Annotated in this window: 18 protein-coding genes; 12 read left to right on the top strand and 6 right to left on the bottom strand. The window is 44.0% G+C overall.

Translation table 11 applies throughout. The features are described 5' to 3' along the window. Positions 1-38 precede the first annotated feature (38 nt). The 3 genes from LGO15_RS20090 (at position 39) to LGO15_RS20080 (ending at position 5,277) form a co-directional block, all read left to right on the top strand. Entirely contained in the window at positions 39-1,733 is a 1,695-nt protein-coding gene (locus tag LGO15_RS20090; RefSeq protein ID WP_226085689.1) for a serine hydrolase domain-containing protein, read from the top strand. Positions 1,734-1,785: 52 nt separating this feature from the next. Then, the gene (locus LGO15_RS20085) at positions 1,786-3,906 is read left to right on the top strand and encodes a glycoside hydrolase family 3 protein (protein ID WP_413231357.1); all 2,121 of its coding nucleotides are present in this window, start codon (positions 1,786-1,788) and stop codon (positions 3,904-3,906) included. 108 nt (positions 3,907-4,014) lie between these two features. Further along, on the top strand, positions 4,015-5,277 hold the full coding sequence (locus LGO15_RS20080; protein ID WP_226085688.1) for an exo-beta-N-acetylmuramidase NamZ family protein: 1,263 nt from the start codon (positions 4,015-4,017) through the stop codon (positions 5,275-5,277). Here LGO15_RS20080 and LGO15_RS20075 read toward each other — a convergent pair. Next, the gene (locus LGO15_RS20075; RefSeq protein WP_226085687.1) at positions 5,274-5,426 is read right to left on the bottom strand and encodes a hypothetical protein; all 153 of its coding nucleotides are present in this window, start codon (positions 5,424-5,426) and stop codon (positions 5,274-5,276) included. The genes LGO15_RS20080 and LGO15_RS20075 overlap by 4 nt on opposite strands. A gap of 317 nt (positions 5,427-5,743) precedes the next feature. On the opposite strand from LGO15_RS20075, the gene LGO15_RS20070 reads away from it, so the two are divergent. Continuing rightward, entirely contained in the window at positions 5,744-6,184 is a 441-nt protein-coding gene (locus tag LGO15_RS20070; RefSeq protein ID WP_226087944.1) for a Dps family protein, read from the top strand. A 124-nt stretch (positions 6,185-6,308) separates the two neighbouring features. Here LGO15_RS20070 and LGO15_RS20065 read toward each other — a convergent pair whose 3' ends face one another. Next, positions 6,309-6,617, bottom strand: a complete 309-nt coding sequence (locus LGO15_RS20065) for a winged helix-turn-helix transcriptional regulator (protein ID WP_167833922.1) — start codon at positions 6,615-6,617, stop codon at positions 6,309-6,311. A 155-nt stretch (positions 6,618-6,772) separates the two neighbouring features. Here LGO15_RS20065 and LGO15_RS20060 point away from each other — a divergent pair, with 155 nt between their 5' ends. The 4 genes from LGO15_RS20060 (at position 6,773) to LGO15_RS20045 (ending at position 9,429) form a co-directional block, all read left to right on the top strand. Continuing rightward, a complete protein-coding gene (locus LGO15_RS20060; protein ID WP_167833921.1) occupies positions 6,773-7,180 on the top strand; it encodes a DoxX family protein in 408 nt (135 codons plus the stop codon). 14 nt (positions 7,181-7,194) lie between these two features. Continuing rightward, the gene (locus LGO15_RS20055) at positions 7,195-8,052 is read left to right on the top strand and encodes a VOC family protein (RefSeq protein WP_226085686.1); all 858 of its coding nucleotides are present in this window, start codon (positions 7,195-7,197) and stop codon (positions 8,050-8,052) included. Positions 8,053-8,076: 24 nt separating this feature from the next. Then, positions 8,077-8,673, top strand: a complete 597-nt coding sequence (locus LGO15_RS20050; protein ID WP_226085685.1) for an NADPH-dependent FMN reductase — start codon at positions 8,077-8,079, stop codon at positions 8,671-8,673. Positions 8,674-8,793: 120 nt separating this feature from the next. Beyond that, positions 8,794-9,429 carry an FMN-dependent NADH-azoreductase gene (locus LGO15_RS20045; protein WP_226085684.1) on the top strand — a complete coding sequence of 212 codons (636 nt, stop codon included), beginning with the start codon at positions 8,794-8,796 and terminating at the stop codon, positions 9,427-9,429. 626 nt (positions 9,430-10,055) lie between these two features. Here the strand turns inward: LGO15_RS20045 and katA are convergent. Further along, positions 10,056-11,516: a catalase KatA gene (katA, locus tag LGO15_RS20040; protein WP_226087943.1), complete on the bottom strand. Its 1,461-nt coding sequence runs from the start codon at positions 11,514-11,516 to the stop codon at positions 10,056-10,058. Positions 11,517-11,897: 381 nt separating this feature from the next. Between katA and LGO15_RS20035 the strand changes: the two genes are divergently transcribed. Then, positions 11,898-12,488: a cell wall hydrolase gene (locus LGO15_RS20035; RefSeq protein WP_226087942.1), complete on the top strand. Its 591-nt coding sequence runs from the start codon at positions 11,898-11,900 to the stop codon at positions 12,486-12,488. A 228-nt stretch (positions 12,489-12,716) separates the two neighbouring features. Further along, the gene (locus LGO15_RS20030) at positions 12,717-13,631 is read left to right on the top strand and encodes a nuclease-related domain-containing protein (protein ID WP_226085683.1); all 915 of its coding nucleotides are present in this window, start codon (positions 12,717-12,719) and stop codon (positions 13,629-13,631) included. A 339-nt stretch (positions 13,632-13,970) separates the two neighbouring features. Here LGO15_RS20030 and LGO15_RS20025 read toward each other — a convergent pair whose 3' ends face one another. Next, positions 13,971-15,146 carry an IS256 family transposase gene (locus LGO15_RS20025; RefSeq protein WP_226085015.1) on the bottom strand — a complete coding sequence of 392 codons (1,176 nt, stop codon included), beginning with the start codon at positions 15,144-15,146 and terminating at the stop codon, positions 13,971-13,973. A gap of 288 nt (positions 15,147-15,434) precedes the next feature. Then, positions 15,435-16,925, bottom strand: a complete 1,491-nt coding sequence (gene dacB / locus LGO15_RS20020; RefSeq protein ID WP_413231356.1) for a D-alanyl-D-alanine carboxypeptidase/D-alanyl-D-alanine endopeptidase — start codon at positions 16,923-16,925, stop codon at positions 15,435-15,437. A 102-nt stretch (positions 16,926-17,027) separates the two neighbouring features. Between dacB and LGO15_RS20015 the strand changes: the two genes are divergently transcribed. After that, on the top strand, positions 17,028-17,222 hold the full coding sequence (locus LGO15_RS20015; protein WP_167834632.1) for a hypothetical protein: 195 nt from the start codon (positions 17,028-17,030) through the stop codon (positions 17,220-17,222). Positions 17,223-17,348: 126 nt separating this feature from the next. After that, on the top strand, positions 17,349-17,690 hold the full coding sequence (locus LGO15_RS20010) for a metal-sensitive transcriptional regulator (RefSeq protein ID WP_167834633.1): 342 nt from the start codon (positions 17,349-17,351) through the stop codon (positions 17,688-17,690). 128 nt (positions 17,691-17,818) lie between these two features. Here LGO15_RS20010 and LGO15_RS20005 read toward each other — a convergent pair whose 3' ends face one another. Continuing rightward, complete coding sequence (locus LGO15_RS20005) at positions 17,819-19,237, bottom strand: recombinase family protein (protein WP_226085681.1); 1,419 nt, start codon at positions 19,235-19,237, stop codon at positions 17,819-17,821. Between the last annotated feature and the right edge of the window lie 68 nt (positions 19,238-19,305).

Genomic DNA, 19,305 nt, shown 5'->3' with positions numbered 1-19,305 from the left:
GAGATTAAATGGAGCAAAAGCTCAGAAAAGGAGGAAACATGAAGAACAAATCACTATCTATTGCATTGGCCGCAGTTCTTGGTACGGGAGTGTTGATTCCGGTGACATTTGCGGAAGGCAATCAAGTGCCAGGGGCATCGATTGAACAAAGGGAGGGAAAAGCAGGATTCGATAAGGTGCATCCGGTTTTTTCATGGGACAAGCCTGGTCCATTATCCCCGATCCTACATAAAGGATCGGTTCGGGGAGCGGGCATGGTCCAACAGCCACTGGACGAAATTGACGGGCATATGGAGAGTATGATTTCTGATGGCGTGATGCCAGGAGCAGTCGCATTCGTTGCCCGCCGCGGACATATCGTGAAGCAGGAAGCCTACGGATATGCCTACAGATATGAAGATGACCAATTCACTGAGTCTAGTGAACCAATCGAGATGGAGGAAAATACAATCTTTGACCTTGCCTCTATCAGTAAAATTTTCACCACCACAGCAGCTATGATTCTTTATGACCAGGGAAGGTTCGAGCTCGATGACAAAGTTTCTAAGCATATTCCTGAATTCGCTGCCAATGGGAAGGGGGAAGTCACAATCAGGCAGCTCCTAACCCACACATCTGGTTTCACTGCATGGGTGCCATTATATACGAAAGGAGGCAGCCGTGAGGACAGGATGAATTTTGTATTAGAGCATCCACTGAACAATGAGCCGGGCAGTACTTATACATACAGCGACCTCAACATGATCACGCTTGGTTTGCTGATCGAAAGGCTCTCAGGACAGAGACAGGATGAGTTTGTTAAAGAATATATTACTGAGCCGCTCGGAATGACGGATACGATGTACAATCCGCCGGCTTCACTGAAAAAGCGGATCGCCGCGACCGAATACCAGCCATGGACGAACCGTGGAATAGTCTGGGGAGAAGTGCATGATGAAAACGCCTGGTCACTGGATGGTGTGGCCGGCCATGCTGGCGTGTTCTCGACAGCAGAGGACCTGGCAAAGCTCGCCCATATGTATTTGAATGATGGCCGATATGGCAGCGAAGTTATTTTAAAGCCGGAAACAGTTAACCTGATCGTTGAAAACCAGATTCCACAGTTCCCTGGTGATGACCATGGTTTAGGGTGGGAGCTTGCCCAGGGATGGTTCATGGATGCGTTATCCGAGGGCACTTCACTAGGACATACGGGTTATACCGGGACTTCCATTGTCGTGAACAGGAATAATGGCACAATTGCGATCCTGCTCACCAACAGAGTCCATCCTAGCCGGAGCACGGTTTCCACCAATGTCGCACGCAGACAACTGGCAAGGCAGGTTGCTGATTCCATACCTGTAAATATTCCAGACGGTTCAGCGTGGTTTTCGGGTTATGGCGATAAGCTGCAACGTAACATGACAACGGAAGTGAAACTGGACAAGCCTGCAACACTTTCATTTGACACCTGGTATCGGATTGAAGCGGATGCTGATTATGGGTATTTGGAAATCTCTGAGGATGGTGAAAGCTGGGAGCAAGCCGCTATTTTTACTGGAAGCAGTGTGGATTGGAATTCAGAGCAGGTTGAAATACCTGCAGGAACTAAGCACATCCGTTTCCGATATCAAACGGACAGTTATACAAATGGCCGTGGCTGGTATGTCGACAATATCAGTCTGCTAACCTCTGAAGGTAAAAAGGTTGCACCTGACTTCTCAGGAGAAGGCTGGCAGCAACGGAATTACTGATTTTACTAAATTTAAATGAATTGGATAAAATATGCAAAATGGAGGAGATACGATGAAACTTAGCAAGCTTATGCTCTTTTCATTAGTGTTTGTGCTGGCTTTTTCACAGATGCTGCCCGGGCTTTCTTTGAAGAAAGTGAACGCCAAGGAAAAGAACACAGTGGAAGATCTGGTGATTTATGAAAACATCCCTGAAGCGGATGCAGCTGTTAGTGATGGAAACATTCAATTAAAAGCACTTCATGTGTATTCAGAAGGGCATTTTATGCTAACATCTGAAAACCTTAAATGGGAGTCGGCGAATAAAAATGTAGCAACCATTGACCAGGATGGAAATGTGGAATTCACGGGACAGAATGGACGGACGTTCATTACAGTGACAGACGGTAGCTTCAAGGACCGCATTGCACTCGATTATAAAGTGAAACCATCTTCTAAAGAAGAAGGGGAAAAAGGAAAGCCTGAATCTGAAGCCGCTATCATCAAGCAGGAAGGCAAGCGCTATGATTTGATTGGCAATGCAATCAGCAAAATGAGCCTGGAGGAAAAAACAGGACAGATGCTGATGCCGGATTTCAGGACTTGGAAGGGTGAAAATGTAACCGAAATGCTGCCGGAAATCCAGCAGCTCGTGAAAAAATACCATTTAGGCGGAGTCATCCTTTTCCGCGAGAATGTGGTGACAACTGAACAGACAGCACGACTAGCTTCCGATTATCAGGACGCTGCTGAAAAATTCGGCCTGCTGCTGACGATCGACCAGGAAGGCGGAATTGTCACAAGGCTCCAATCTGGGACGGATATGCCGGGGAATATGGCATTGGGTGCAACACGCTCACCGGAAATCGCTTATAACGTAGGGAATGCAATCGGCGAGGAACTGGCTTCCTTGGGTATCAACATGAACTTTGCTCCGGTTATGGATGTCAACAATAATCCTGACAATCCGGTAATCGGTGTCCGTTCATTTGGTGAAGACCCGCAGCTAGTTGCTGACATGGGTGTCGCTTATACAAAAGGGCTCCAAGCAGCAGGTGTCGCGGCAACTGCCAAGCACTTCCCGGGTCATGGGGACACGGCTGTCGATTCCCATCTTGGACTTCCTGAAGTTCCACACGATAAAGAGCGCTTGATGGAAGTCGAACTGTATCCGTTCCAAAAAGGAATGGAAGCAGGCATTGATGCGATCATGACAGCGCATGTAACGTTCCCGAAAATTGACGGAACGAAAGCCATTTCAAAGAAAACAGGGGAAGAAATCGCTATTCCAGCAACTCTTTCCTACAAGGTTCTGACAGAACTGATGCGTAAAGAAATGGGCTATGAAGGAGTCATCACAACTGACGCGATGAACATGAAAGCCATCGCTGACCATTTTGGTGCAGTAGATGCCGCCATCCGCGCCGTAAAAGCAGGCACGGATATCGTCTTGATGCCGGTTGGCCTTGAAGAAGTAGCATCAGGCTTGCATGATGCAGTAAAGGCTGGCGAAATTTCCGAAGAACGCGTTGAGGAATCAGTCAGACGTATTTTAACATTGAAGGTTAAAAGAGGCGTAATTAAGGAAGAAACCCCTGTTTCGATCGATGAAAAAATCGCGAAGGCAGTGAAGGTAGTTGGCTCTGCTGAGCATAAGCAAATCGAAAAAGAAGCAGCAGAGAAATCAATCACTTTGGTTAAAAATAGCGCAGATTTACCTTTGAACCTGAATAGCGATGAAAAAATCGTCGTTGTGGGCAACACTTTTATCAGCAGCCTGGGTGATGCAATTAAAAAGCATCATGAAAATACAATCGTCATTTCATCTTCAACATATAAGCTGACAGAGGCACAGCTCGAACAGATTAGAAACGCCAGCACAGTGGTCGTCGGCACCTATACTTACAATGTATCTGGCCGGACGCCAACGAGCGCGCAAATGGCTATGGTCAACCAGATCATTGAATTGGCAGATGCTCCTGTTGTCGGTGTCGGTATCCGAAATCCATACGATATCATGGCCTACCCGGAAATTGACGCCTATCTGACCCAATACGGTTTCCGCCCAGCAAGCTTTGAAGCAGCAGCCGGGGCAATCTTTGGAGAATTCGCGCCAACAGGCAAGCTGCCAATCACCATCCCAGATTACAGCGGCGGCGTACTTTACGAATTCGGGCACGGCTTGACCTACTAGAAATTATATGGCGGGCTTCGTGAATGTTGCCCGCCTTAGATTTAGAAAAGTATATGTTCGAACAGAAAATTAGTAGTCTCAAAATCTAGTAAAACAGGAGTGATTATATTGAAAAAATGGCTGGCAGCAATATTGACAACCGTCCTCATTCTCTCCTCCTTGACCATCGCATTGGCAAACCATGACAGCGGACTGGGCAAAAGCCAGGATCTGAAGAAATTCAAGGTTGGTGCAGAAGCACTGCTAGAAGACCACAGGGACTTGATCGAAGGAAAGCGAGTCGGACTGATCACGAATCCTACCGGAGTAGACCAAAACCTGAACAGTGTCGTCGATCTGCTTTTCAATGACCCTGATGTCGAGCTGACGGCACTCTACGGCCCTGAGCATGGAGTAAGAGGAAGCGCTCAGGCTGGAGCATATGTCGAGTACTACATCGATGAAAAAACTCAGCTTCCTGTATACAGCCTTTACGGGAAAACGAAAAAACCTACACCAGATATGCTCGAAAATGTGGACGTCCTGCTGTTTGATATCCAGGATGTAGGCACAAGATTCTATACGTACATCTACACAATGGCCTATGCGATGGAAGCGGCAAAGGAAAACGATATTCCATTCATCGTGCTTGACCGTCCGAACCCGCTTGGCGGTGTGAAGGTTGAAGGACCTGTTCTTGAGTCAGAATACAAATCCTTTGTAGGAAACTATGAGATCCCGCTGCGTCACGGTATGACTGTTGGGGAGCTGGCCATGCTCTTCAACGAAGAATTCAATATTGGTGCAGACCTGACAGTCGTAGAGATGGACCGCTGGAAGCGCACCATGAATTATGATGAAACACCTCTTGAGTTCGTCATGCCATCACCAAACATGCCGACACTCGACACGGCCTTCGTCTATCCAGGAGCAGCGCTGATTGAAGGAACGAATGTATCAGAAGGAAGAGGCACGACAAAACCGTTTGAGCTGATTGGGGCGCCGTTCATCAATTCAGATGACTTGTCTGTCGAATTGAATTCTTTGAATCTCCCAGGAGTAAAGTTCCGGGCAGCATCGTTCACTCCTACATTCTCGAAGCATGCGGGCCAACTGTCCCATGGCATCCAGATTCATATCACCGACCATGAATCGTTTGAGCCGATTGTAACAGGGCTTCATATTGTAAAATCCATTCACGATATGTATCCAGAGGACTTCGAATTCCGTGCAGAAGACAGCAGGGGAATTTCCTTCTTCGACCTTCTGACAGGAAACGGCTGGATCAGGGAAGAGATTGAGGCTGGAACATCCGTGGAAGAAATCCAGTCTATGTGGGAAGATGATTTGAATGAGTTCAAGCAGGTGAGGGAAAAGTACCTTCTCTATTAATTGATTGCCACAGAAAAAATGGCCTCTGCACAAGCAGCGGCCATTTTACGTTGTACTGTTGCTCCAATCTGTATATAATCCACTGCCACTGCAGCCAGGACATTCGTACGGTGCCGCATAATATACAAACTCATTAGCTGAAAAAGCATAATATCCTCTTCCATGGCAGTCAGGGCATTTATTCTGGTCCTTCATATTCGACAGATGATTTTCATATCTTGCATTTCTCCATTGGTTGAGCGCATTAAATAATCCCACTCCCAAACACCTCCAGTTCTATGCATAGTTTGGAGAAATAATTGCTTTATTATGTATAGTTTATGGAGAATTTTGGTTTTTGACCCGGCAAAATGCACATGACTTGTCTACAAAGTTGACATTCCTGTGAACAATCCCGCCATTGAACCCAATGCTGGATAAACTTGGACTATAATGAATCCGTATCAATGATTAGGAGGGATTCATGATGAAAAACGAATTGACACAGGCAGTAAACAAGCAAATCGCTAACTGGACTGTACTCTACATCAAGCTCCACAACTACCACTGGTATGTGACAGGGCCGGAATTTTTCACCCTGCATGCTAAATTTGAAGAGCTGTATAACGAAGCTGCCTTACATATCGATGAACTTGCAGAAAGATTGCTGGCAATGGGCGACAAACCGGTTGCCACCATGTCCGGTGCACTGGAAATTGCTTCTGTAAAAGAAGCAACAGGAAGCGAAACCTCAGCTGACATGGTCGCAAGCATAGTAGGAGACTATTCCACGATGATTCAAGAACTAAAGAAAGGAATGGAGCTTGCAGGGGAAGTCAATGATGAAACAACAAGCGACCTGCTATTGTCCATTCACTCTAGCTTGGAAAAGCATGTATGGATGCTGAACTCTTTCCTGGGAAGATAACAAGTAGAGCAAAAACAAGACGTATGTAAAAATGCATACGTCTTTTTTTCGTTCTTTTCAGATTTACTGACTTGAAAAAATGCAAAAAGCACCCATCAACGGGTGCTTTAAATGAATCTATTATTTATGCCTCCAACCAATTCTGTGACCATTTTTCAATTTCTTTCATAAGTGGTTCCAGTGCCTTGCCTTTTTCCGTCAAGGAATATTCAATTCGAACCGGCGTTTCAGGATGGACTTCACGTCTTACAATCCCTTCGCTTTCCAAATCTTTTAATCGCTCTGAAAGCACCCTGCCACTAACTCCTATAGAGGATTCAATCGTACAAAAACGCTGAGGTCCGGACAGCAGCTGATATATGATCATTCCAGTCCAACGCTGGCTTAGGATTGTCATGGCTTTTTCAAATCTGGGACAAATCGACTTATCCATATCAATCACTCCTTACTATTATTATAAACATTACAACTGAAAAATAAATTACTTTTTATATAAAAGTTACTTGACGAAATTAAATTACAGTTATATAGTTACTTACATAAAGTAACTAACTTACTGCAGTTAAGTTTTCAAGGAGTGTAATGAATATGATAAAAAAGCATGAAGCAGCAGCAACTATTTTAAGGTTAGTACTAGGAGCAACCTTCTTAATCCATGGAGCTGCAAAGTTCCAGGGGGGAATTGAAAATACTGTCGGCTTTTTTGAAAGCCTTGGTTTCCCTGGATTCACGGCATACATTGTTGCCTTGATAGAACTTGTTGGTGGATTGGCGATGCTACTGGGTGTAGGAACAAGGGTTGTTTCCATTTTATTCGCGATCGTTTTGGCAGTAGCAGTAGTAAAGGTGAAGCTTGCCGGAGGATTTTTGGGAAATGGTCAAATGGCGGGCTTTGAACTTGATCTGGCCCTTCTGGCAATGTCCGTCTTTCTGGCCATTACAAACAAATCGCTTTTTGCCCTGGATAATGTTATTTTTCAATCAAAGAATGCTTAAAGGAGGAAATTAATATGAGTTTTCATCAACCGCCGGTTACTTTCGTGAGCAAGGTAAGTTTAAAGGTACAAAGCTTGGAACGCTCCCTTGCCTTTTATCAGGAAGTCATTGGTCTTAAGGTCTATGAAAAAACGGACAATTCTGCACTGTTAACTGCAGACGGAAAAACAGTGTTATTAAACATTGAGCAGCCATCTGACGTAATCCCAAAGAAGGGCAGAACTACAGGGTTATACCATTTTGCACTCTTGCTCCCTAATAGGTCTGACCTGGCAAAAATATTGAAGCATTTCTTGCAGACTGGTTATCCATTGCAGGGGGCATCTGACCATCTTGTAAGTGAAGCATTGTATTTAGCAGATCCGGATGGAAATGGAATCGAAATCTATACAGACCGTCCAGCGTCAGAATGGGAATGGAATGAGCAGCATGTGGTGATGGCCACTCAGGCTCTGGATGCAGAAGACCTTCTTGCAGAGGGAGCGGACCAATCCTGGAATGGGCTTCCTGAAGGAACTGTGATGGGGCATATCCATTTACATGTCGCAGAACTAGCGAAAACAGAAGAGTTTTACACAAAGGGACTTGGTTTTGAAGTGGTAAGCCGATACGGCCCACAGGCTCTATTCATTTCTTCAGGAAAATACCATCACCACATCGGGCTGAACACCTGGAATGGAGCAGGTGCGCCCAAACCGTCTGCCAATAGTGTTGGTCTCGAATCTTATACGCTGGTATTGGCGGATGAAGGTAATTTAAAAAATACAGTAAACCGTCTGAGAGGGATCGGGGCAGCTGTTGAAGAAGCAAAAGGCATTTTCATTACGGAGGATCCTTCTGGAAACCGCATTAGGCTGGAAACTGCTAAGTAAAAAGAAAAGGTGAAGGTGAAAATCATGAGTTTATTAAACAAACTTTTTGGAAGGAAGAAGGAGGAAACAAAGATGGCAACTGAAAAATTGAACATAGGGATTATTTTGGGCAGCACAAGACAGGGACGTGTTAGCCCTCAGGTTGGTGAATGGGTGAAAGGGATCGCTGACAAACGAGGAAATGTAATTTATGAAATCGTGGATATTGCTGATTTTGAATTGCCATTCCTGGGTACGACTGATGGTTCCGAGCCAGGGATTGCTGCCTGGAATAATAAGCTTGCAAGCCTTGATGGTTTCGTATTCATTGTCCAGGAGTACAATCACAGTATTACAGGAGCCTTGAAAAATGCGCTTGATTTTGCACGCGAAGCATGGAATAACAAGGCGGCTGGAATCGTGAGTTACGGATCGACAGGCGGAGCCAGGGCTGCTGAGCATTTAAGGGGGATCTGTGGAGAACTGAAAATTGCAGACGTCCGTACACATCCAACCTTATCTCTGTTTACTGACTTTGAGAACAGTACAGAATTCAAGCCGCAGGACCTGCACCTTAATAACGTAAACGCCATGTTGGATGAAGTAGAGGCCTGGAGCGGTGCACTGAAAACATTGAGATAAGCATTTCTTTTGACCTTTGATGAAAAACGGCTTAATATCTCGAAGTAAGCATTTTTTACTTCGAGATTTATTTTTGTAAGAATGCTTTTACAAACAAGATAGAAAAGGTGGAATAACATCATGGCTAAAGTTTTATACATCACAGCACATCCGCTTACTGAAGAACAATCTTTCAGTCTGGCAGCAGGAAAAGCGTTCATAGATACGTACAAAGACCAGAATCAGAATGATGAAATCATCCATCTGGATTTATTTAAGGAAAACATCCCCCATATTGACGCTGACGTATTAGGCGGCTGGGGCAAGCTGCAAAAAGGAACTGAGTTTACTGAACTGACAGCAGCAGAACAAGCAAAAGTAGGCCGACTTGCTGAACTGGTTGACGAGTTCACAGCAGCAGACAAATTTGTCTTCGTGACACCGCTTTGGAACTTCTCATTCCCGCCAGTCATGAAGGCATATCTGGATGCAGTTGCAGTAGCAGGCAAAACATTCAGATACACACAAGAAGGACCTGTCGGCTTAATGACAGACAAAAAAGCCCTTCATATCCAGGCCCGTGGCGGTTACTACTCAGAAGGACCAGCAGCAAACATGGAGATGGGAAATCGCTACATCGAAACAATCATGAACTTCTTCGGTGTACCTTCAATGGAATGCCTATACCTCGAAGGCCACAATGCGAACCCAGAAAAAGCACAGGAAATCAAAGAAAACGGAATCGCACGTGCCAAGGATTTGGCGCACACATTCTAATGAGCACAAACGTAGGCAGGCCGGGTTTTCACACCGGCCTGCCTTTATGCTATTTCAATGTAAGGACACTTTTTCGGAAAAATCATCGTGAAAATGGCCTATATCGGCGGGCTAATGGACACTTATATGAGATCATCCTGAGTTTGTCCAATAGAGGTCTTCTAACGGACACTTTCACAGGAAAACATCCTGGATTTGTCCGATAGAGCCCTTCTAATGGACACTTTTACGGGGAAGCGTCCTGAGTTTGTCCGATAGAGCGCTTCTAATGGACACTCTCACGGGAAATCGTTCTGAGTTTGTCCGATAGAGCCGTTCTAACGGACACTTTCACAGGAAAACATCCTGGATTTGTCCGATAGAGCCGTTCTAACGGACACTTTTGAAGGGAAACGTCCTGGGTTTGTCCGATAGAGCCGTTCTAATGGACACTCTCACAGGAAACCGTCCTGAGTTTGTCCGATAGAGCCCTTCTGATGGACACTTTCACAGGGAAACGTCCTGGATTTGTCGGATAGAGCTCTTCTAACGGACACTTTTTCAGGAAACCACCCTGAGTTTGTCCGATAAAATCATTCTATATAAAATAACGGATGCCCCCTATAGGGCATCCGTTTCTCGTAGTATTAAACTTCCTGTGGCACCTGCAGGCCCAATCCTTGGGCAATGCGTGTTCCGTATTCAGGATCTGCTTTGTAGAAGTGGCCGATCTGGCGAAGTTTGATATCGTCGCGCTGAACTGGCTTCATGGCAGCGACGATATTAGCGACTAAGCGCTCACGTTCTTCCTCTGTCATCAAGCGGTACAGGTCACCTGCTTGAGTGTAATGGTCGTTATGGTCATACCCAACATTTTCAGCAATGCCGCTGACAGGGAAGGATGCCTGCTTGTGCTCATTCACTTCGGTTGGTCCTCCGAAACTATTAGGCTCGTAATTTACTGATCTGCCTCCATTGCCGTCAAATCGCATCTGGCCGTCACGCTGGTAGGAGTTCACTTCGGATTTTGCTCTGTTGATTGGAAGATGCTGATGATTTGCTCCTACACGGTAACGGTGCGCATCAGCATAAGCGAACAGTCGGCCCTGAAGCATTTTGTCTGGTGATACATCTATACCAGGGACAAGCGTTCCAGGTGAGAAGGTTGCCTGCTCAACTTCAGCGAAGTAATTTTCCGGGTTGCGGTTCAATACCATGCGGCCAACTTCGATCAATGGGTAGTCTTTCTGTGACCAAACCTTTGTGACATCGAACGGATCGAAACGGTACGTATTCGCATCTTCCAACGGCATGATCTGGACATAAAGCTTCCAAGCAGGGAAGTCTCCCGCTTCAATCGCATTGAACAGGTCTTCTGTATGGTAGTCAGGATTTCCTCCTGCAATCTTTGCGGCCACATCTGGTGAAAGGTTTTTCACACCTTGCTCTGTCTTGAAGTGATACTTGATCCAGACGCCATCACCTTCCGCATTTGTCCATTTGAATGTATGGCTGCCAAATCCGTGCATATGGCGTAAGGTAGCAGGGATACCGCGATCAGACATCAGAATTGTTACCTGGTGCAATGATTCTGGTGAAAGAGACCAGAAATCCCAAACAGCATTTGGATCCTTTAGATGAGTCTGAGGGTTCCTTTTTTGTGTATGGATGAAATCAGGGAACTTAATGGCGTCGCGGATAAAGAATACCGGAGTATTGTTCCCGACGATATCATAGTTTCCTTCCTCTGTATAAAACTTCACTGCGAAGCCGCGTGGGTCACGAACAGTGTCGGCTGAACCAAGTTCACCGGCAACCGTTGAGAATCGGATGAACATGGGCGTCTTCTTGCCAACCTCGGATAGGAATGCAGCCTTTGTATATTGAGTCAGGTCATTTGTCACTTCAAAATAGCCGTGTGCTCCCGCACCTTTTGCATGCACAACACGCTCCGGTACACGCTCACGGTTAAAGTGCGCCAATTTTTCCAACAAGTGTACATCTTGCAGTAAAGTAGGACCTCTATGTCCTGCAGTCATGGAGTTCTGGTTGTCCCCAACCGGCGCTCCCCAGCTTGTAGTAAGTTGCTTATTTTGATTATTGCTCATCATGATCCCGCCTTTGTTTTAAAATTTGATTATAGCTAAATGATAACACTTTTCATTTGAAAATCAATACTTAATTATAATAATTTTAATTAAGGAATCAGTATAAGTTGCCAAACTACTAATGAATCCAAAAAAAGCCTTGGTTACAAACTTGTAACACGATGTAAAATTTGAACCGTTTACTTACATGTTTGGTTATTGAAGGAAGATCGGCGAACTCGGAATAAATTTCCACGTTTAAAAGAAATCAAGCGGTTTCACCGGATTATTGGCTTTTCTCCATAATGGTACTTATTGGGCCATGAATAACTATGTTACAACTGCTAGCCTTATTAGTAGAAAAAGAGACAGCATTACTGGGAGGTATGGAAAATGAGAAAAATGAAAAAAACATTGGCAGCGCTAACAGCAGCGGTATCTTTATCACTGTTTTCAACAGGGGCAGCAGCTGAAGCGGCATCTTACCAGGTAAAAACAGGAGATACAATGTGGGGAATCGCAAGCAAATATGGTGTGCCACTGACAGAATTGAAGAAAGCAAACAATCGAACTAGCAACAATCTACTATATCCAGGACAAAAGTTGACCATTCCGGCTGCAGCCGTGTCTGCGGCAGATCAGGACTTGCTTGCAAGGCTGGTCCACGCTGAGGCAAAAGGCGAGCCATATGCAGGGAAAGTAGCAGTAGCGACTGTTGTCTTGAATAGAGTAGCAAGCCCGGACTTCCCTAACTCAGTAAAGGGAGTTGTCTATGAAAAGTCAAACGGCTACTACGCCTTCACTCCTGTAAAAAATGGCGCAATCAACAAGCCGGCTGATGCAGAAGCAAAGAAGGCTGTAAAAGAAGCGCTAGCTTTCAGAGGACAGGGAAGCGGCTCATTATTCTTCTTTAACCCGAAGACAGCAGTGAGCAAGTGGGTTTTCTCAAGAGAAGTTACTGTGACAATTGGAAATCATAGATTCGCGAAGTAACTTTCACAATCGATCATCATAGATTAGCAAAGATATCATCAAAAATTGATAGTTTATCATTCGGAAACGAACCAGAAAAGCCATGCGGATTCTCATTCTGCATGGCTTTTTCTCAATTGGGAATGTTTCGTCTTCCGCTATACCCATAGGGGCAAATAAAAAGCTTGTTAAGTATTCGAAAAACACATACTATTTAATTGCAATACATATTGAATGGAGGAATGTTTTTTGATAGTAAAATCGCGTGTTGAAACCCTGGAACTGCAGATTCTGCGAATGCTGAATGCTCGAATGAACCTGTCTCCGAAAGACTACAGTAACTATTTATTCCTGGAAAAAGGGTATGAAGGAGAAGTGATTTTTGATCGTTGGATGGAGGAGGTAGAAAAAGGTTACCTGGTTGTGAATGATCTGCTCCTTGAATATGGAAATACAAAATTTCAAATCGATTCCCTATTCATCTCCAAGATCATCCATTTGTTCGAAGTGAAGTATTTCGAGGGCGATTATTTTATCGAAGGTGATCGGTGGTATACCAATAATGGAGTAGAGATTAAGAAACCCCTGCAACAAATGGAAAGAGCAGAATCTCTTCTGCGAAGAATGGTACGAGACCTTGGATTCAATATAAATATCGAATCAACTCTAGTCTTCGTGAACCCAAACTTTTACCTCTATCAAGCCCCACGCAATTTACCAATGATTTTTCCCAAACAGATTCCAAGACTTCTTAAAAACCTGCAAAAACAAACTGCCCCAATAAAAAATACCCACAATAACCTAGCAGAGCGGCTGCTTTCCCTGCATACCTTGGACTCACCGTATAAAAGGCTCCCTGAATATAGTTACGAAAGTTTAAAGAAGGGGATAGCATGTTCCCGTTGTCATACTGTGAATACTATCGTTACCAGAAAAACATTATTATGCACTAGTTGCGGGAAACGGGAAAACATCCAATTAGCCGTATTGAGAAGTGTTAGAGAGCTCCAATTGCTTTTTCCGGGAGAAGAGTTAACAGTGCATAAGGTTCATGAATGGTGCAATTCTATTAAAACGAAAAAGCCAATTAGAAAAACTCTTCTAGAAAACTATACATTGACCGGCTCTGGCCGTGCTACTCACTATATATCTAAAGGTGAATAAAGGAGTATCGCTAATAGGGTAAGATACAAGCCTTATGAAGTCCAAACCAGCAACAAAAGGGTACGGTACAAGCCCAATCGTATCCTTATGAAGTCCAAACTAGTTACATAAGGGTACGGTACAAGCCCAATCGTATCCTTATGAAGTCCAAACCAAGTCAAGTCCTGGTTATTGTGTAAAATTAACGGCAAGTAATCTCAACCAAACCCTTTCATTTTTTTGCGAAACTTCCATGGTTTCTTTTCTTCATCTTCGGGAAGGGATGTCAAATGGTTTTCAATTTGATATCCCTTCCCGGAGATGTAATCATCCATGATGGAAGTGGAGCTGAAAATGCGGCTAATATACCCGACCCTTTAAAGATTTCCTCTTTGAGTAGTCTGACACATGGTAATGCATCAGAACAGCGCCAACCAAACGATACGCAGATTGGGAATTAGGGAAAATACGAATCACTCTTTCTCTTCTACGAACCTCCTGGTTCAGCCGTTCCAATGAGTTGGTGCTTCGGATATGGATCCTGATAGCTTCTGGGAAATTCATATATTGTATGGTATCTTCGAAACCTTCATCTAATATAGCAAGCGCTTTTCCAAACCTTGACTCATTACTAAAACGGTTCATCAATTCATCCTTGAACCGGCGTACATCTTCAATCGTAACTGCTTCAAATACTCGCTTAATCATCATGCGGATTTCGGCTGAATCCTTTTTAGGCAATTTATCAATAATATTCCGTTTGAAATGGACATTGCATCTTTGCCAAGCAGTGCCAATAAATTCACGTTGGATGGCTTTCTGTAGTCCTTGGTGGGCATCTGAAATTATAAGTTTTGGTGATTGGAGTCCGCGTGATTTAAGCTGTTGAAAAAAACGGCTCCAGCTTTCAAAACTTTCCGTATGGTCAACACTAAGGCCAAGGATTTCACGTGTATGATTCTCTGTAATGGCTGTTGCAATATAAACAGCCTTAGATACGACACGATGGTGCTCTCGCACCTTTATATACATGGCATCTGCAAAAACGTAAGGGTAGTAGGTAGTATTCAAAGGTCGCCCAGCCCATTCATTTACAATGGGATCAAGCTTCTGTGTAAGGGATGAAACAAAGGACTTGGAAACATTCTTTCCACAAAGCTGTTCCACGATGTTGGTCACTTTCCGGGTCGAAACACCATTGACAACCATCTCCAACATGGAGAGGACCATAGCTTGATCACACCGGGCATACTTTTCGAAAACGGTGGTTGAAAATTCTCCATTACGCGTCCGTGGAACCTTTAGGGCTATATTTCCAATACTCATCAACAGCTCACGTTCATAGTAACCGTTCCGGTAGTCACGACGTTCGACAGCACGTTCATAAGGTGCAGCCTTTAAATAGTCGTCTCTTTCCTTTTCCATAAACTCATTTAATACCAACACAACGGCAGATTTAATCACCATATCAAGATTGGAATTTACAATAGCTTCTTTTAAAACATCAACATTCAGGTTAAACTGTACTTGAGTCATTTATATTCCTCTTTTCACTTGTTTATCGTGGTTGAAAACAGTGTTGCCAAGAGTGAATAAAATGACTCTTTATTTTTACACAATTATACGGACTTAATCCCAAACCAGCAACATAAGGGTACGATACAAGCCCAATCGTATCCTTATGAAGTCCAAACCGGCAACAAAAGGGTACGATACAAGCCCAATCGTATCCTTATGAAGTCCAAACCGGCAACATAAGGGTACGATACTTAATTGAGTGCAGTTCTATAAGTAAAAGGTGAGGAAACCCTAATTCTTAATTATTTACTTTGAAATTATCCTTACAATTTGATCCTCAACCTTCCTGCCTTCTCGGTCGTCGAGCAGGTTATTCAGCATAATAGTAAAAATAAGAGTATCCCCGCTGCCAGATTTCACGTAGCCTGCCAGGGTGCTTACGCCTGTCAGTGTGCCTGTTTTAGCGGCCACCCGATCTTTCAGTTGCTCTTCTTTCAGCCTGTTTCGCATCGTTCCGCCCACCATCCTGTCTTTCGATCCGGCTACTGGAAGGGCACGATAGAATGCAGGAAACCATTCCTCTTTTTGCACTAGATGTAGCAGTTTACTAACTTCATTCGCTGGTATAAGGTTTGCGTGAGAGATTCCTGAGCCGTCCCGCAACACAAGCCGGCTCGTGTCAATCCCGTAATCGCCAAGCGCAACACCCATGACTTCAAGTCCTTTTTCCCAGCTGCCTTCATCATGAACGACCTTTCCCATTTCCTTAACGAGCACTTCAGCATGTCCGTTATTGCTTAATTTCATGAAGGGTATCATCAGTTCCGCAAGCGGCATTGATTTATGGGAAATCATTCCGGTCATGGTGTCGGTTGCATACCCCGTTTTAATTTTCCCAACTACCTCTATCCCGTGTTCTTCTAGTGATTTTTTAAAAATACTCCCTGCATACAAGGAAGGCTCCCAGACGGCGACCCATTCTCTCAACTTGTTTGAATCAGCTGGAATGCACCCTGTTATCCTGATGATGTTCGTGCCATGTTCACGTTCAATATGAATATCTTGTTTACCTTTGGAATCTACCGTAACTGATTCATTGATGATGGTGACATAATCAGTAACAGGCTCAAGGGTAATATTCCCTGCTTTTCCTGTTTTGCCTGGTAAAATATTAACAATGACGGTGCCTGCATCAAAATCTTGATTGGGCGAAGCGGTCAGGGCGGAAACCTGTGCGCCATAATATTGATGCTCGTCATTCCAGGTCAGATCTTCTGAATAACGGATATCATCAAACCAGCTGTCATCAGCTACTATATCACCAGTGACCTTCTTGATTCCCCTATCCTTGAGTTCTTTTGCCATTGCATCAAAGTCGGCCGGGAGCAAGGTCGGGTCACCCATTCCTTTTAGAAAAAGGTCACCCTTAAGCGTCCCGCCATCAAGAGTTCCATCGGACAAAACTTCTGTTGTAAACCGATAATCTTCCCCTAAAACGGAAAGCGCCTCAGCAGCTGTGAACATTTTCAGCACGGAAGCAGGCTGCATTCGAGTGTCTGCATTATGCTCATACAAAAGCTTTCCATCATCTGCAGACCGGATGCTGATCCCCGCCAACGCTCCATCAAGAACGGGTTCATCTTCTATCAGTTTCCTTATTTCTGCTGATAGCTCCCCAGCAGGCTCGACAGCTTTGGCAGGTGGTTCCTCTGTATGAAAAAATGGAATGATGGCTAAGATGAGAACAAGCGGGAACAGTGTAATTATTGTAGTTTTTTGTTTCAATTTCTTGTTCATTCCTTTCATTTATCAACTGTATTCGACAGGAAATTTCCCAATTACCAATTAATAGAGTCTATGATAATGTTTTAATTAATATAAGGTTCAGGAGGGAAAAAAATGTACCGATACTTTTGGAATACCTTACTAATTCTAGCCATCGGAGCAGGATTTTACTTCTATGCCCAACTAATTTTTTCAAAGGTAACCGACCCTCTGTACGGAACATTGGCGCTTCTCGCAGGAAGCTTGTTTGCGGCAGGGATTTCGAGAGAGCTCCTATTGATTTCACAATCAAGGAGAGAAAATATTTAAAATGTGATTTCCTACACCCTGGCCCGCGGGGTGTATTTTTGTTTTTTCGAGAATAAATAGGTTTTATGTTAGGTACTATTAGGGGGTATGATAAAATAAGTTTAAAAGATAAAAGGGGGTTTTTAGATGGACGTTTTAGAGCCCGAAGTGAACGTTTCTGAATGTGGCGACAGCTGTTGCTCGTCAGAAAGAAAGAGCCATCACTCTGAAAAAACGAAAAAGAATCTCGTGACGAGATTAAATCGGATAGAAGGACAAATTCGCGGCATTAAAGGCTTAATTGAGAGAGATACGTACTGTGATGATGTGATCACGCAAATTTCCGCGACGCAGGCAGCTTTGAACAGCGTGGCGAAACTCCTCCTCGAAGGCCATATGAAATCCTGCATTGTTGAACGAATCCAGGAAGGCGACAATGAAGTAGTGGATGAACTATTGACTACGATTGAGAAGCTGATGAAAAAATAAAAAGCTGTTTTGTTTTTCATTAAACATAATGTTCTGTATAATGACACTAACTTAATATATTCCTTCGGGGTCCCGAGTTAGCCGTTACCCAACCGAACAAAAAGAGCCTACTTCCGAGTAGGCTTTTTTTACTTTAATTTCGCATCCACAATCTCAATGACAGGTCTTTCTCCAGCTCCACCTCTATGAGATTTCAGGCATTCAATTTTAATGTGCTCGAATAACTTGGTGAGGATTTCTTTTCTGTTCTCTGCCGATATATCTTTCCATCGATATTTCAGATTTTCAATGATTCCGTTAATTACTGCAGCTGTTGGTGTTTCTGTGGACACTTCGATTATCCTTCTTAATTCCGTTTCCTTCTCGTTTTCTTCGTCCATTTTTTCTTTGTATTCTTTCTTGGTTAAATCTCCATCCACAAATAACTCTTTCCATCTTGCTTTCCTGGACTCGATTTTCTTTAAATCCCTCTGGATCTGCAAACGGTCAATTTTCGTCTGTTCGGGTGCTTCGACTTCCACATGCACAAATTCGAGCGACTTCGCAAATTCTTGTTCAATCGTATCTTCAGCAATCACAGGCATATCACAAATTTTATACTGGAATCGGCCAGCGCATTTATAAAATCGGTATTCGCTGCCATCGGCTTTACTTCTCTTTTCACCATGCATGGAGTTACCACAGCGGGCGCATCTGAGTGTGGAAGAGAAAGGGTAGACGGTTCTCGACTTCCATCCGGTGTTTTTCCGTTCTTTCCTGGTCTTTCTAATTCCATCGAACGCTTCCTTGCTGATGATCGCAGGATGATTACCTTCCACAATCACTTCATCATAGGTGCGGTTCCCTTGTTTAGTGCGATAATTCCATCTTAGCGCACCATAATACACAGGGTTATTCACAACATAATCCACAGCCGATTGATTCCAGTAGGCTCCTGTTCGGGTACGTACACCGTTTTTATTCAGTTCTTCGGTTATGACTATCTTCCCTTTAGTGTGGAAGGACTCGAACATCCAGCGTACCCATTTCGCCTCTTCTTCATTGATGGTCAGGTTGCCTTCACTGTCGAGTTGATAACCGAAGGGTGCTCTGCCTCCATTGCGGGAGCCTTCCTGGTGCTTTCTTGCCATCCCCATATGAGTACGTTCTGCAAGCTGTTCGCGCTCAAATTGGGCGAGTGAGGCGAATATATTTATAAGAAGCTTACCCTGTGCTGTCGTGGTGTCATAAGGCTCTGTGACACTTTTAAAGGCAACATGGTTTTTCTCGAAAGTGTTTAATAGATAGTTAATGTCCGATACATTCCGGGAAAGCCTGTCCAGTTTATAAACGAGCACCACATCGAAGTTATTCATGTCAGCAAGTAGATGTTGCAGATGGGGACGTTCCATATCTTTCGCTGATCTTCCTTCTTCCACATATTCTTTGTGGATGGTCCAGCCTTGCGAAAAACAGAAGGCTCGCATTTTTTCAAGTTGTGCTGCAAGGGAATAACCTTCCTTGCTCTGTTCGTCTGTTGAGACACGAACGTAAAGAGAAACCTTCATGATGTTTCCTCCTAACAAAAAAACCGAGCTTATTCAGCCGGTTCTTCCTCTGGTGCTGGTTTTTTAGT

Source organism: Mesobacillus sp. S13, assembly GCF_020422885.1.
Taxonomy (GTDB): Bacteria; Bacillota; Bacilli; order Bacillales; family Cytobacillaceae; genus Mesobacillus; species Mesobacillus selenatarsenatis_A.
The sequence above is the reverse complement of the archived record's forward strand: the minus strand, read 5'-3'. Positions and strand labels throughout refer to the sequence as shown.

Coding starts and splice junctions, on each gene's coding strand:
- LGO15_RS20035 (WP_226087942.1), top strand. CDS start 11,898: ATGAAAAAAACATTGGCAGCGCTAACAGCAGCGGTATCTTTATCACTG.
- LGO15_RS20005 (WP_226085681.1), bottom strand. CDS start 19,237: ATGAAGGTTTCTCTTTACGTTCGTGTCTCAACAGACGAACAGAGCAAG.
- LGO15_RS20090 (WP_226085689.1), top strand. CDS start 39: ATGAAGAACAAATCACTATCTATTGCATTGGCCGCAGTTCTTGGTACG.
- LGO15_RS20015 (WP_167834632.1), top strand. CDS start 17,028: ATGTACCGATACTTTTGGAATACCTTACTAATTCTAGCCATCGGAGCA.
- LGO15_RS20010 (WP_167834633.1), top strand. CDS start 17,349: ATGGACGTTTTAGAGCCCGAAGTGAACGTTTCTGAATGTGGCGACAGC.
- LGO15_RS20055 (WP_226085686.1), top strand. CDS start 7,195: ATGAGTTTTCATCAACCGCCGGTTACTTTCGTGAGCAAGGTAAGTTTA.
- LGO15_RS20065 (WP_167833922.1), bottom strand. CDS start 6,617: ATGGATAAGTCGATTTGTCCCAGATTTGAAAAAGCCATGACAATCCTA.
- LGO15_RS20070 (WP_226087944.1), top strand. CDS start 5,744: ATGAAAAACGAATTGACACAGGCAGTAAACAAGCAAATCGCTAACTGG.
- LGO15_RS20025 (WP_226085015.1), bottom strand. CDS start 15,146: ATGACTCAAGTACAGTTTAACCTGAATGTTGATGTTTTAAAAGAAGCT.
- LGO15_RS20045 (WP_226085684.1), top strand. CDS start 8,794: ATGGCTAAAGTTTTATACATCACAGCACATCCGCTTACTGAAGAACAA.
- LGO15_RS20050 (WP_226085685.1), top strand. CDS start 8,077: ATGAGTTTATTAAACAAACTTTTTGGAAGGAAGAAGGAGGAAACAAAG.
- LGO15_RS20060 (WP_167833921.1), top strand. CDS start 6,773: ATGATAAAAAAGCATGAAGCAGCAGCAACTATTTTAAGGTTAGTACTA.
- dacB (WP_413231356.1), bottom strand. CDS start 16,925: ATGAACAAGAAATTGAAACAAAAAACTACAATAATTACACTGTTCCCG.
- LGO15_RS20085 (WP_413231357.1), top strand. CDS start 1,786: ATGAAACTTAGCAAGCTTATGCTCTTTTCATTAGTGTTTGTGCTGGCT.
- katA (WP_226087943.1), bottom strand. CDS start 11,516: ATGAGCAATAATCAAAATAAGCAACTTACTACAAGCTGGGGAGCGCCG.
- LGO15_RS20075 (WP_226085687.1), bottom strand. CDS start 5,426: ATGCTTTTTCAGCTAATGAGTTTGTATATTATGCGGCACCGTACGAAT.